Raw genomic sequence first — 12,208 nt, 5'->3', positions numbered from 1 at the left:
TCCCTTAATCTCGATCGCGGAATGACCCGCGGTTACCCCTGACTGTGCTGGCCATCGCATCGCGCACCGCGCTGCGCACCATCCGTTCGAGCTCCTGATCCGAACGCTGGCCGACGTCGTTAAAGAACAACTGGAAGATGGGGCCACCGCCGCCAGGCGCGGACACGGGCGCCATCGCGGCCGGCTGTGACGCCGACGGCACCGAGAGCACCCCGCCGCCGGCAGCGGCCGCCACACGCGGCACCGGTTGCGGCATCACCCGCGCTTCCTGGTACGCCCCACGCAGTGCCAGCGCGCGCGGCAGATTTTTGAAGACGATATCCCCCGGCCCGATGCGTTTGGTGACGTTGGTATTGTCTGCGGTCGCCTTGGTGTTGCCGGCGATCTCGTTCAGGCGGCGTAGCGTGCCTGTGTCACCTGTCAGGGCAGGAGGTTTAGGCGCATCAGTGCTGACTGAAGCAGGTTTGGTAATACTCGCAAGATCACCAGCCAGTAACCCTACCTTGCCACCCAACCGCTGCTGCCCTTCCGGGGTAAGCTCCAACTTCATCTTTTCGGCTTTAATGCGGGCTTGCTCGATACCATCGGGGATCAACCCCAGCTTCTCAAGCAGCCAACCGACTGAGTCCATCAGAAATGTAATTGGCGCAAACAACAGCTGCAGAGCAGCACCAAACACCCGCCCGAATGTCTCGCCGGCGCTGGCGCATTTGTCCAGCGTGTCTTTGCTGGTCTGCATCGGCGTCAGCAGCTTGGTAAACCAGTCCCACACGCTGCTGAGTGCATCACCAATCACACCAAAGATCGGTGCGATACGTGCAAACGCTTCACGCAGCGGCGCCAGCGCCGCCATGACGCCTGAACCAAAGCCGACAAAGAACGCCTTGATCGGCTCCCAATATTTCCAAATCAGTACGCCGGCCGCGACAAAGGCGGCGCCAATCAACCCGATCGGACTCAGCAGGAACGACAGCACAGCACCCAGCGCCGAAAGCGCGCCGGTGAGAATCCCCCATAGCGTAGACAGGCCCGTCAGCCGTAGCGCCAGCCCCATCACGCCACGCACCAATGAACCCAGCGCTGCCGACGGCGCCATAAATACGCCCATCAGCATACTGCGCAGCGTCGCCAGCGAGCCCTGCAGCCCACGGACACCACCAGAGAGCGAAGTCAACACGCGCGACCAACCGCTGACCCTCGCCATGGCGTTGCCGCCGGCGCCAACGAAGCCCCGCAGTGCGCTAACGGTTCCCATCAGACCGCGCCCGCCCGTCAGCAACGTGAAGCCCAAACGCAGCTTAGCCAGCGGCCCAATAAGCAGGCCGGTCGCCAGGCTGGCGATCCCCAACGCGGCCACCAGGGCGGTGACGGCGCCGGCAGTCAACAGAATGGATTGCGCCAGCCGTGGGTTTTCTTTCACCCAAACTGAAATACGAGAAATAACATCATCGAACCACTGTACCAATTCGCGAAGCGGCCCCTTAACGGTGTCGGAAATCTCAATTTGCAGGCCTTCCCACGCACTGCCAAGGTTAGACAGATCACCGCCAAGGTTGTTAGACATCGTTTTAGCAACCTTAAACGACTCATTGTTACCGTGTGCTGTGCCAATCTCTGCCAGTAACTTTTGCAGATCACCGCTGCCAGCCCCGTTAACCAAGGTCATGAGCGAGTTATAAGCTTCTTCCCCAGCAATGTCCTTAAAGAACCCAACTCGGTCAACTTCCCCGTATTTACGGGTGGCTTTATAGAGATCGGTCAGAATTGTCATTGCGTCATGCATTTTGCCTTTGGAGTCAGCAACAGACACCCCTAACTCGTTGAGCGCTTTCGCAGCCGCTTTTGGCGGCGATGCCAAGCGGGATAAACTGGCACGCAAAGCAGTACCCGCATCAGACCCCCTAATGCCATTGTTAGCCAACAATCCAGCCATTGCGGCTACCTGCTCCAGCCCAACGCCAAGGTTGGCACCGACCGAGCCGGTATATTTCATCGTGTCGCCGAGATCGCGCAGGTTAGTGCTGCTTCGGGTAAAAGTACCGGCCAACACATCACCAACCCTATCCATATCGGCAGAGTTCAATTTGAATTGGTTGAGGATACTGGCGCCGATATCCGCGGTTTCACCGAGTGAAATGTCACCAGTAAGAGCACCCCCGGCAATTGCGACATTCAAAATGCCGGGTAATGCGGCTTGGATAGCTTCAGGAGTAAAACCGGCCATCGCCAGGAACGCCTGGCCGCTGGCAGCATCCCGGCCGGAGAATGCTGTTTCAGCTCCGAGTTTTTTTGCTTGTTCACGCAGTTGAGTAAAACGCGGATCTTTGCTGTCAATACGGGTTAACGCCTGTACCCGTGACATATCCTGGTCAAAACCAACGGCAGGGGATAAGAAGCGCCCTTCCGCATAACCAGCAACCGATGCCACGGCAACCATCCCCATGCCGGCGCCGCGCAGTTTGCCGGCGGCATCTTTGGCGCGGGTGTAGCCGGCTTGTGCCTGGGTAACGGCGGCCAGCTGTCGCCGCTCCCGCTCAAGCTGCTGGTTATATTGCTCTGTCCGCCGGATGGCACTTTGCACCGCACCGCTGCCGGCGGACAGGTTGACGCCATGCTGTCGCACCGCCTGGGCCGCCTCTCGCAGCTTGGCCGTTTGCTGGCTGTAGGTTTGCGTCAGTCGGGTGAGCTTGCCGCGCAGGTTTTCCAGGTGCGCGGCCTGGGCGTCGGTCAGTTGCCCTCCCTCGCGCACAACCTGATTAAGCCCGCTTATGTCGCGTTTCGCACTGTTAATCTTCTTTGCTGTGTTGCTGACTTGCGCGCTTAAACGGTCAAAGCTGGCGGCTTGCTTGTCCAGGTCTTTAACGGCGTTTTGCGTTTTCTTGAGGGAGTCAGAAAGGCCGCTAACAGCTTTGCTAGCGGCTTTAACCGGGCGGGTGAGCTTGTCGATCGCGTTGAACGCGACGCGAATACTAAGATCCATGGTCATCCTCGTCATCGTCATGGTTGCCGCTGCGGATGGCGGCGCGCTGGCGCCATGCCATCAGCTCGCGCAGCTCCATGCCGTACATCTCGGAGGGCGGCCAGTGAAAAACTACAGCAATGTCAGCGATGAGATCGTCAACGCTGACAAAAAGCGGTTCCCTTACTTGTTCCCCGTCTCCGCCACGTTCGGTACGGACGGCGCCGCTTTGGTCAAAAAAGGCGTCATCTCTTCAATGAACGCGACAAAGTCACCGGTATCCAGCGCGGCGATCTCGGCGGCGGTCAGTGCTGGCGCGGTGACGCGCGTTAGCAGTGTTGAAACGGCGTCATAGTCGAAGTTGAGCACGTCGACCAGGCGCAGGCCACGCAGTGAGCCGGCTTGTTTAATGGTGTCGGTAATGGTGACAGTGGTGATCTCGCTGTTGCCGCGTTTAATCGGCGTGGTGAGCGTTACGGACATGTGCATGTTCTCCAGGCGGCCACGCGTGCCGCCTTCAAAGTAGGTTAAGGGTTAACGATCAGCCGCCGAGGCCGAGGGCTGACACAATGCGATCGGGGTACAGGTTTTTCCCGTCGCGCTTGTAGATGAAGTTCAGCAGGTCAATTTCCAGCAACGCCTTATCATCCACCGACAGCTTGTAGTAGGTGTTCTTGATGGCGTAGGTATGGTTGGTGTCATCGCCCTGCTTGGCCTCACCCTGATCGATTTCGGTGATGCGGCCGCGCATCTCCACTTCCATCAGTGAACTGGTGCCGCCGCTGTAGATTTCACCGACGAAACGCAGGCGCATTTCGTCGATACCACCGCCGTACTTGAGGATAAGCTCTTCAACGACGCCGCCGACCACCATCGACGCATCAAGCGCGCCGCCGTCAAGGCCGAGGTCTACCGCTACGGCGCCTTGCATGCCGCCGCCCTGATAGTCCTCCGTCTTGCGGGTGACTTTTGGCAAGGTGACGCTAGGGATCTTGCCGATGTGGTTGGTGCCGTCCACATACAGCGTGAACAACCGAAGCTTTTTAGGGATAGCCACTTATGCCCCTCCCAGCGACGCGAAGGCCGCTTCGTAATATTGATCGGTGAAGGTCTGGATCATGGTCAGATCTTCGAGTGGCGGCACCGGGCTGTAGTTGTAACGCACCACAACTTTGCCCTGCCGAATGCCGGTTGTCGGGTTATCGACGATATCGAACCAGCACGCGGCGCCAATCAACCGGCCGGCGGTGACCAGCCCTTGCAGCTTGGCATTGATACCGCTGACCACATCCTTGACGTTTGCCGGCGTCAGCGGACTGTCTACCGTAGTAAATTGCGCCTCCGCGATCGTATCCGCCAGGATCTGCGCGGTACGGGTGTACACCTCGAAGATGTACTCGTCTTTGTCCGTGGTGCGGTTGCCCCAGAAGCGGAAGCCGTCACGCTTAATCAGCGTGGTGACTTCGTTGGCGTTCAGCTCGTTGGCGTCGGAGTCCTCCGCCTGCAGCGCCCAAAACACATCTTTGGTGATGCCGAGCACGTTGCTAACCGCCACGTTTGACAGCGACTTATGCCAGCCCTGCTCGTTATCGATCTTCGCACGCATCCCCAGCGCATACGCCACCGCTGGGAACTCTTCGTTCTCGCCGCTCACCGGGTTACAAGCGATGAAGTTCGGCCAAATCAGCATGCCCTCACGCTCGGCAAACTGCTCGCGATAGGTTTTGGCCTCGGCGATCGTCTCGCAGCCGTCGCAATAGCTGTAGGAAAACGCCCGCAGCTGCTTGGCAATCACCCGCAGCTGTGCGGTGACTTCCTGCGTGTCGTACATCGGCACACCAAGAATGCGCGGCCGGTAGCCGACTTTCTGCTCGGCGGTCAAAAGCGCGAACATGCCGGTATAGCTGCCGTCCGCCTGGGAGCCGCCGATAATCAGCTGCGACTGCGTTTTTGCGCCGTCTTCTGTGCCGGCTGCCGCTACACGTACCACGATCACGCGGGTGCTGACCTGGTCGGAAATGGCCTTCAGGGATTTATAGAGCGAACCGGTTTTACCGGCCTTGCCGAGTACGCTGATTACCCGCGTGATCAGCACCGGCGTATCTAACGGGAAGGTGGTTGCGTCAGCATCATCCGCCACCGCGACCAGACCAATGACCGTTGAGTCAACGTCATTGATCGCGGTCTGCAGGTCGGTGTTTTCCTTGACGCGCGCACCATGGAAGAAATTGTCGGTCATATTGTACCGCCATCATGCTTGTGAGTTCGTGGTGATATTCGCCGAAAAACGCCAGCGCAACACGCGGCGCTGGTTGTCATCCGCCGGCGACAACAACGCGCGGTTTTCCCCGTCGCGCGCGCATGAAACCATCAGCGCCAAAGGGGGAGCCATGGCACTGACTACTGACGCGATCGACAAGGCCAAATCACTGCTGGGTAGCGGCGCCAGCACGTTCAACGATTACCAGACGGAGCTGTCGCGCGTGCCGGCGTTCAGCGTCCTGCTTGGCGGCAAGGAGCTGACCAGGCTGGATGAACGCGTCTTGTCGCTGGAGATGACCGACAACCGCGGCTTTGAGGCCGACGAGCTGACGATCACCGTGGACGATACTGACGGCCAGCTGCAGTTGCCGCCGCGCGGCGCCGAAGTGTCCGCGTCGATGGGCTGGCACGGTGAAGCTCTGGTTTACAAAGGCATTTTTATCGTCGATGAAGTGGCGCACACCGGGCCGCCTGACACGCTGACGATCACCGCCAGAAGTGCCGATTTTCGCGACGAGTTCAACGTCAAGCGCGAAGTGTCCTGGCATGACGTCACCGTAGAACGGGTGGTGTCAGCGATCGCCCGGCGCTACAACCTGAAAGCCATCATCTCGCAGCAACTGATGGAGCTGGAGATCGACCACGCCGACCAGACGCAAGAAAGCGATATGTCCTTTCTGACGCGCATGGCCGAAATGCTGGGCGCCATTGCCACGGTGAAAAATGGCAGCCTGCTGTTTATCCTGCCCGGCGGCGGCGTCAGCGCCAACGGTAAGGCGCTGCCCTCCTTCGCCATCACCCGTAGCAGCGGCGATCGTCACGCCTTCCGCATTGCCGATCGTGATGCCTATACCGGCGTGCGCGCTTACTGGCTCGATCTGGAATTCGGGAAAAAGAAAAAGGTCACGGTGAAGGCCCGCAAGCCGGCGAAAAAGAAAGTGCAGCGCAGCAGCAGCCGCGAGGGTGATTACATCGAGGGGGCCGACGGTAACGTCTATGTCCTGCGCAAAACCTACAATAACGAAACGGCCGCCAAACGGGCCGCGGCCGCAAAATGGCAGCAGCTGAAACGCGGCGCGGCTGAATTTACCCTTACCCTGGCCTACGGCCGCGCCGATTTATACCCGGAGCAGCACGGCACGGTATCGGGATTTAAAACGGATATTGATAATCAGGATTGGATAATCGCCAGGGCGAGCCATTCGATCGACGGGAACGGCTTTACCACGCGGCTGGAACTGGAGGCTAAAATACCTGAATGGATTGCGGAAAGTGAGAAGTGACGGCCATAATAACGGGGAGTTCAACTCCCGCCATGGGAGGCCATCATGTTTGTTTGCCCGATCTGCGGTGCTATGGCCCGCACCCGCACCAGTCGCCGTCTCAGTGAAATGACGATACGCCAATATCATCAGTGTCAGAATTTCGAATGCAGTATCACGTTCACGACGCTAAACAGCGTTGAAAAACTGGTAACAAAGCGCGGCCCGCGCGAAGAATTACCGCCCAACTTTATCCCGCAAGACGCCTTCCCCACGTCCCACTATGGGCGTGATCAGCTGAACCTGTCACTGTGAACCGGCCCCGCCTTTGAGCGGGGTTTTTTATCATCTGTTTTCATAGAGATGCCAGACACAGAGCAAACTAGATGGGTAAAAATGTGGTCACTGAAAATATAGAATCTATATTTTTCAATAAAATAAACCACAAAAAAGGGAGGCTTTCGCCTCCCTTGATAACTCCCCTGCCTGAATCAGTGATTACGGATGTATTCGTCCATATCGGTTTTCAGGTTGTCGGACTTGGTGCCGAAGATGGCCTGCACGCCGGAGCCAGCGACGACTACGCCGGCTGCGCCCAGTTTCTTCAGGCCCGCCTGGTCGACTTTGGACACGTCGGCCACGCTGACGCGCAGACGGGTGATACAAGCATCCAGGTTAGTGATGTTTTCTTTACCGCCGAAGGCCTGAACCAGCGCCGCGGACATTTCGGAACCGCCCTGCGCAGTCTGCTCGGCAGCGGTGTCTTCACGGCCCGGAGTTTTCAGATCCAGCTTGGCAATCAGCACGCGGAAGATGGTGTAGTACACCAGACCGTAGACGATGCCGACGATTGGGAACAGCCAAATTTTGCTGCTGTTGCCGCTCAGTACGATAAAGTCGATCAGGCCGTGCGAGAAGCTGGTGCCGTCACGCATGCCCAACAGGATGCAGATTGGGAACGCCAGACCGGCCAGGATAGCGTGGATCACGTACAGGATCGGCGCGACGAACATGAAGGAGAACTCGATCGGCTCGGTGATACCGGTCAGGAACGAGGTCAGCGCGGCGGAGATCATGATGCCGCCGACTTTCGCGCGGTTTTCCGGCTTGGCCGAGTGCCAGATGGCGATGGCCGCAGCAGGCAGACCGTACATTTTGAACAGGAAGCCGCCGGACAGTTTGCCCGCGGTCGGGTCGCCCGCCATGTAACGAGGGATGTCGCCGTGGAACACCTGGCCCGCCGCGTTGGTGAATTCACCGATTTGCATTTGGAACGGCACGTTCCAGATGTGGTGCAGACCGAACGGCACCAGAGCACGCTCAACCACGCCGTAAATGCCGAAGGCCACGACCGGGTTCTGATAAGCCGCCCACTGCGAGAAGGTCTGGATAGCCGTACCGATCGGCGGCCAGATGAAGGACAGCACTACGCCCAGAACGATCGCCGCCAGACCGGAAATGATCGGCACGAAACGCTTACCGGCAAAGAAGCCCAGGTATTCCGGCAGTTGAATGCGGAAGAAGCGGTTGAACATATAGGCCGCGATGGCGCCGGAGATAATCCCCCCGAGCACGCCGGTATCCGCCAGGTGTTTGGCCGCAATCTCTTCAGCCGGCAGGTGCAGCACCAGCGGCGCAACCACCGCCATGGTTTTCACCATGATGCCGTAAGCCACCACCGCCGCCAGCGCGGAAACGCCGTCGTTGTTGGTGAAGCCCAGAGCGACGCCGATGGCGAAAATCAGCGGCATATTGGCGAAGACCGAACCGCCCGCTTCCGCCATCACGTGGGAGACTACCGCAGGTAGCCAGCTAAAGTTGGCGGAGCCGACGCCCAGCAGGATACCTGCGATAGGCAACACGGACACCGGCAGCATGAGCGATTTACCTACTTTTTGCAGGTTTGCAAATGCGTTCTTGAACATAGTTGAGTGTGCTCCTGAGTAATAATGCTTTGCTACTTCTTGTCGCGATGATTCGCGCTGCAAGGGGGGGAGAAAAACCCCTGCAATTCAGGGTGTCTGAGCACCCCTTGAATTTATTACGCAGAGTAAAATAAATAGCCTGCGCAATGTTTGATGACAATCACGTTTCGATGATCGAGCCGCGCAACTTTGCAAAAACCGGCGTTTTTTTGGCAAAAGAGAGCAAAAAACGCGCGCCAACCACCTTGAAACGGGAGGGAACCTTACCCGTTTCAGTGATTAATTACGAGCTTAAAAAAAATTACGCAGACAATGACCTACAGCTATAGCCTAGGTCAAAGATCACAGATCGAGGTGAAATAAGCGTGAAAAGTTGGCGGTGGTGGCTTCGGCCAGTTGTTCCAGGCTAACGCCCTTCAATACCGCCATGTATTCAGCCACATCACGCACATAGGCGGGTTGGTTTTCTTTGCCGCGATGCGGCACCGGCGCCAGGTACGGCGAGTCGGTTTCCACCAAAATGCGATCCAGAGGCACATAACGCGCCACTTCGCGCAGCTGTTCGGCATTGCGGAAGGTGACGATACCGGAGAAAGAGATGTAGAAGCCCAGATCCAACAGGGCTTCGGCCGTGGCCAGATCTTCGGTGAAGCAGTGCAGCACGCCGCCGCAGTCCTGTGCATTCTCTTCACGCAGGATCGCCAGCGTGTCCGCGCGCGCATCGCGGGTGTGGACGATCACCGGCTTGTTCAGATCCCGGCCAATGCGGATATGTTCGCGGAAAGAGTCCTGCTGCAGCTCAAGGTTGTCTTTCTGGTAGAAGTAATCGAGCCCGGTCTCTCCCAGCGCCACCACCTGCTCCGCCGCCGCCAGGTGACGCAGTTCGGCGTAATCATAGCCCTCTTCCAGATTGAGCGGATGCACCCCGCACGAGAAGGCCACGTCGTTGCGCTGGCCGATCAGTTCGGTCATGGAACGGTAACCCGGCAACGTGGTGGCGACCGCCAGCACATAGCCGACGTCGCGCGCTTTGGCCTTGGCCAGCGCGTCGTCCACATTCTGATGCAGCGTCTGATAATCCAGACTGTCAAGGTGGCAATGAGAATCGACTAACAACATAATGTTTAACTCTTTAACTTTACAGCGAGTGAGGGTGGGAATAGCCGGCGGCGCCAAGCATCTGTTCCCAGCGAAGTAACTGTTCGGTCAGCAGCAGCTCGCGGTTGACGCCCACCACGCTGAGCAGCTGATGGCGGCAGTTCAACCACTGCTGCACGATCTGTTGCAGCGAGGCGCTGCTCAGCAGGCTGGCCAACTGATGCACCAGCGGCTGCTGATCCTGATTCAATACATAGTGATGCGCGCCCTGCTGCCACTTCATGGCGTCCACCAGCAGCGCGCACAGCCAGTGCAGGCGCTCGGCGACGTCTTCATGGTTCAGCGCCGGCAGCAGCGACAGCATATCGCGCTGCGGCAGCGCAGCGCTCAAGGCGGCGCACAGCGCGCTGCGCTGCTGCCACTGCTGCGGCTGCAACAGCTGTTCGGCGGCCAGCGGCGCGCCGTCGTGCAGGCGCAGCGCCGTGAGGCGGTCCGTCTGAGAGCCGGCCGCCTGCCGGCTCAGCCACTGCAGGCTGAGTTGTTCATCCGGGCTGGCCAAATGCCAGTACAGGCAGCGGCTGCGCAACGTCGCCATCAGCCGCGACGGCTCACGGCAACCCAGCAGAAAATAGGTTTTCTCCGGCGGCTCTTCCAGCGTTTTCAACAGCGCGTTGGCCGCCGCCTCGGTCAGCTGTTCCGCCTGCGGCAGCCAAATCACCTTGGCGCCGCCCTGTTGAGCGTGAGCGTACAGCGTTTCAATCACCTGGCGAATCGGTTCGATACCCAGGCTGCTCTTGCCCTTTTCCGGCGCCAGCACATGATAATCCGGGTGGTTGCCCGCCAGCATCAGCCGGCAGCTGTGACACTCGCCGCAGCTTTTTTCGCCGTTGCGCTGTTGGCAGATCAACCAGCGGCTCAAGCCGTAGGCCAGCGCATCGTCACCATTGCCCGCCGCCGCGTGCAGCAGCAGCGCATGATGGCCACGGCCCTCAGCGTACTGCCCAATCAGCTGGCGATAAGGGCCGTTCAGCCACGGGTACCAGTTCATTATGCGCCTTCCTGCTGCCGCAGCCAGTGGCCGACGCAGTCGCGGATCGCCGTGGTCACCTGCTCCAGCGGCTGGGCGGCGTCGACGGTGACGATGGTTTCATCCTGCGCCGCCAGCTCGAGATAGCGAGCGCGGGTGCGTTCGAAGAACGGCAGCGCCTCCTGTTCGATGCGATCCAACTGGCCGCGCGCCTGCGCGCGTTGCAGGCCGACCAGCGGCGGCAGATCGAGATAGACCGTCAAATCCGGGCGGAAATCCCCCAGCACGGTGTCGCGCAGCGAGGTCATCAGCTGCGGATCCACACCGCGGCCGCCGCCCTGGTAAGCCTGTGAAGAGAGATCGTGGCGATCGCCCACCACCCAGGCGCCGCGCGCCAGGGCGGGTTTGATCACGGTTTCCACCAACTGTACGCGCGCAGCGTACAGCATCAAGACTTCGGCCTTGATGGTCGGCAATTCGCCGTCGATGCCGCGCTTGAACAGATCGCGCAGCTTCTCCGCCAGCGGCGTGCCGCCGGGCTCACGGGTGAAGACGATATCGTTGATGCCATGTTCACGCAGCACATTGACCACCGTATCGCGCGCGGTGGTTTTGCCCGCGCCTTCCAGCCCTTCAATTACAACGAATTTACTTTTCATTCTTTTCCTTTAACACCTGACGGTACACGCGCACCGCCTGGTTATGGCTCGCCAGATTGGTGGTGAAGGTATGCCCACCCTTGCCGTCGGCGACAAAATAGAGATATGGCGTTTTGGCCGGATTGGCGGCCGCCTGCAACGAGGCCTCACCCGGCATGGCGATCGGCGTTGGCGGCAGGCCGGCGATCACATAGGTGTTGTAAGGCGTCGGCGTCTCCAGATCCTTGCGCGTGATGTTGCCATTATAGCTTTCGCCCATGCCGTAGATCACCGTCGGATCGGTCTGCAGACGCATGCCGATGCGCAAGCGGTTGACGAACACCGACGCCACCTTGCTGCGCTCTTCCGGCACGGCGGTCTCTTTCTCGACGATCGAAGCCATGGTCAGCAGCTCTTCCGGCTTTTTGTACGGCAGGCTGGTGTCGCGGCCGGCCCAGGCGGCCTGCAGCGCTTTGTTCATGCGCACGTGCGCGCGTTTGAGCAGCGCGATGTCGCTCATGCCGGCGGTATACTGATAGGTATCCGGGTACAAATGCCCTTCCGGGGTTTCTCCCTCAGGAATGCCGAGCGCAGCGGCGATCTCCGCTTCGCTCTTGCCCGCCAGGGTGTGTTTCAGGTATTTGGACTGCTGCAACACCTGCTGCCAGTCACGCAGGCGTGAGCCTTCGATAAAGCGTGCGGTGAACTGCGCCTCTTTGCCGCTGGCCAACAGTTTCAGCATCTGGCGCACCGTCATGCCCGGCGTGAACCGGTAGGTACCGGCTTTAAATTCCGCCAGCTCCGGCTCCAGCTTCAGCAGCCACTGGAACCAGCGGCCATTGTGCACCAATTTATCGCGCACCAATAACCCTTCGAGCGCTACCCGGCCAGTGCCGGCCGGCAGTTTGAAGATGGTTTCTTGTTGGATAGCCAGTGGCGTATCGGCAAAGCGTTCGATCTTCTGGTAGCCCCAAAACAACAGCGCCAATACCAGAACAACAATAACAGACAGGACCTTCAGCTTTCTTTTCTTCATC

12 protein-coding genes are annotated in these 12,208 nt (G+C 59.2%); 2 read left to right on the top strand and 10 right to left on the bottom strand.

Translation table 11 applies throughout. The annotated features are described in order from the left end of the window. Nucleotides 1–4: 4 nt before the first annotated feature. Genes J0F90_RS09370 through J0F90_RS09350 form a run of 5 tightly spaced genes read right to left on the bottom strand, consistent with a single transcriptional unit; the run spans nt 5 to nt 5,198 of the window. Nucleotides 5–2,980 carry a phage tail tape measure protein gene (locus tag J0F90_RS09370; RefSeq protein ID WP_033640733.1) on the bottom strand — a complete coding sequence of 992 codons (2,976 nt, stop codon included), beginning with the start codon at nt 2,978–2,980 and terminating at the stop codon, nt 5–7. Further along, nucleotides 2,970–3,110 (bottom strand): GpE family phage tail protein, encoded by a 141-nt coding sequence (locus J0F90_RS09365; RefSeq protein ID WP_071531441.1) that lies wholly within the window; start codon nt 3,108–3,110, stop codon nt 2,970–2,972. Before J0F90_RS09365 ends, J0F90_RS09370 begins: the two co-directional genes overlap by 11 nt. 32 nt (nt 3,111–3,142) lie before the next feature. Beyond that, entirely contained in the window at nt 3,143–3,442 is a 300-nt protein-coding gene (locus tag J0F90_RS09360) for a hypothetical protein (protein WP_033640737.1), read from the bottom strand. A gap of 58 nt (nt 3,443–3,500) precedes the next feature. Further along, on the bottom strand, nt 3,501–4,016 hold the full coding sequence (locus J0F90_RS09355; protein WP_033640739.1) for a phage major tail tube protein: 516 nt from the start codon (nt 4,014–4,016) through the stop codon (nt 3,501–3,503). Further along, entirely contained in the window at nt 4,017–5,198 is a 1,182-nt protein-coding gene (locus tag J0F90_RS09350; protein ID WP_033640741.1) for a phage tail sheath subtilisin-like domain-containing protein, read from the bottom strand. It abuts the gene before it with no gap. Nucleotides 5,199–5,349: 151 nt separating this feature from the next. Between J0F90_RS09350 and J0F90_RS09345 the strand changes: the two genes are divergently transcribed. Then, complete coding sequence (locus tag J0F90_RS09345) at nt 5,350–6,504, top strand: phage late control D family protein (protein ID WP_033641443.1); 1,155 nt, start codon at nt 5,350–5,352, stop codon at nt 6,502–6,504. A 45-nt stretch (nt 6,505–6,549) separates the two neighbouring features. Beyond that, the gene (locus J0F90_RS09340) at nt 6,550–6,798 is read left to right on the top strand and encodes an ogr/Delta-like zinc finger family protein (RefSeq protein ID WP_072009672.1); all 249 of its coding nucleotides are present in this window, start codon (nt 6,550–6,552) and stop codon (nt 6,796–6,798) included. Nucleotides 6,799–6,974: 176 nt separating this feature from the next. Here J0F90_RS09340 and ptsG read toward each other — a convergent pair whose 3' ends face one another. From ptsG to mltG, 5 genes are all read right to left on the bottom strand, one after another. Continuing rightward, nucleotides 6,975–8,408, bottom strand: a complete 1,434-nt coding sequence (gene ptsG / locus J0F90_RS09335; RefSeq protein WP_016928184.1) for a PTS glucose transporter subunit IIBC — start codon at nt 8,406–8,408, stop codon at nt 6,975–6,977. A gap of 342 nt (nt 8,409–8,750) precedes the next feature. After that, complete coding sequence (locus J0F90_RS09330; protein ID WP_033640743.1) at nt 8,751–9,527, bottom strand: metal-dependent hydrolase; 777 nt, start codon at nt 9,525–9,527, stop codon at nt 8,751–8,753. A gap of 19 nt (nt 9,528–9,546) precedes the next feature. Beyond that, entirely contained in the window at nt 9,547–10,554 is a 1,008-nt protein-coding gene (gene holB, locus J0F90_RS09325; RefSeq protein ID WP_033640744.1) for a DNA polymerase III subunit delta', read from the bottom strand. Next, nucleotides 10,554–11,192 carry a dTMP kinase gene (tmk, locus tag J0F90_RS09320; protein ID WP_033640745.1) on the bottom strand — a complete coding sequence of 213 codons (639 nt, stop codon included), beginning with the start codon at nt 11,190–11,192 and terminating at the stop codon, nt 10,554–10,556. The genes holB and tmk overlap by 1 nt, the downstream gene beginning before the upstream one ends. Then, nucleotides 11,182–12,207, bottom strand: coding sequence for an endolytic transglycosylase MltG (mltG, locus tag J0F90_RS09315; RefSeq protein WP_033640746.1), 1,026 nt, complete (start codon nt 12,205–12,207; stop codon nt 11,182–11,184). Before mltG ends, tmk begins: the two co-directional genes overlap by 11 nt. Nucleotide 12,208 lies beyond the last annotated feature (1 nt).

It is taken from the genome of Serratia marcescens subsp. marcescens ATCC 13880 (assembly GCF_017299535.1).
Lineage (GTDB): Bacteria > Pseudomonadota > Gammaproteobacteria > Enterobacterales > Enterobacteriaceae > Serratia > Serratia marcescens.
This window is presented reverse-complemented; position numbering and strand designations above follow the sequence as displayed.

Excerpts from the sequence above, each read along its gene's own strand:
- J0F90_RS09370 (WP_033640733.1), bottom strand. The coding sequence starts at position 2,980 with ATGGATCTTAGTATTCGCGTCGCGTTCAACGCGATCGACAAGCTCACC.
- J0F90_RS09360 (WP_033640737.1), bottom strand. The coding sequence starts at position 3,442 with ATGTCCGTAACGCTCACCACGCCGATTAAACGCGGCAACAGCGAGATC.
- J0F90_RS09350 (WP_033640741.1), bottom strand. The coding sequence starts at position 5,198 with ATGACCGACAATTTCTTCCATGGTGCGCGCGTCAAGGAAAACACCGAC.
- J0F90_RS09345 (WP_033641443.1), top strand. The coding sequence starts at position 5,350 with ATGGCACTGACTACTGACGCGATCGACAAGGCCAAATCACTGCTGGGT.
- J0F90_RS09340 (WP_072009672.1), top strand. The coding sequence starts at position 6,550 with ATGTTTGTTTGCCCGATCTGCGGTGCTATGGCCCGCACCCGCACCAGT.
- ptsG (WP_016928184.1), bottom strand. The coding sequence starts at position 8,408 with ATGTTCAAGAACGCATTTGCAAACCTGCAAAAAGTAGGTAAATCGCTC.
- J0F90_RS09330 (WP_033640743.1), bottom strand. The coding sequence starts at position 9,527 with ATGTTGTTAGTCGATTCTCATTGCCACCTTGACAGTCTGGATTATCAG.
- holB (WP_033640744.1), bottom strand. The coding sequence starts at position 10,554 with ATGAACTGGTACCCGTGGCTGAACGGCCCTTATCGCCAGCTGATTGGG.
- tmk (WP_033640745.1), bottom strand. The coding sequence starts at position 11,192 with ATGAAAAGTAAATTCGTTGTAATTGAAGGGCTGGAAGGCGCGGGCAAA.
- mltG (WP_033640746.1), bottom strand. The coding sequence starts at position 12,207 with ATGAAGAAAAGAAAGCTGAAGGTCCTGTCTGTTATTGTTGTTCTGGTA.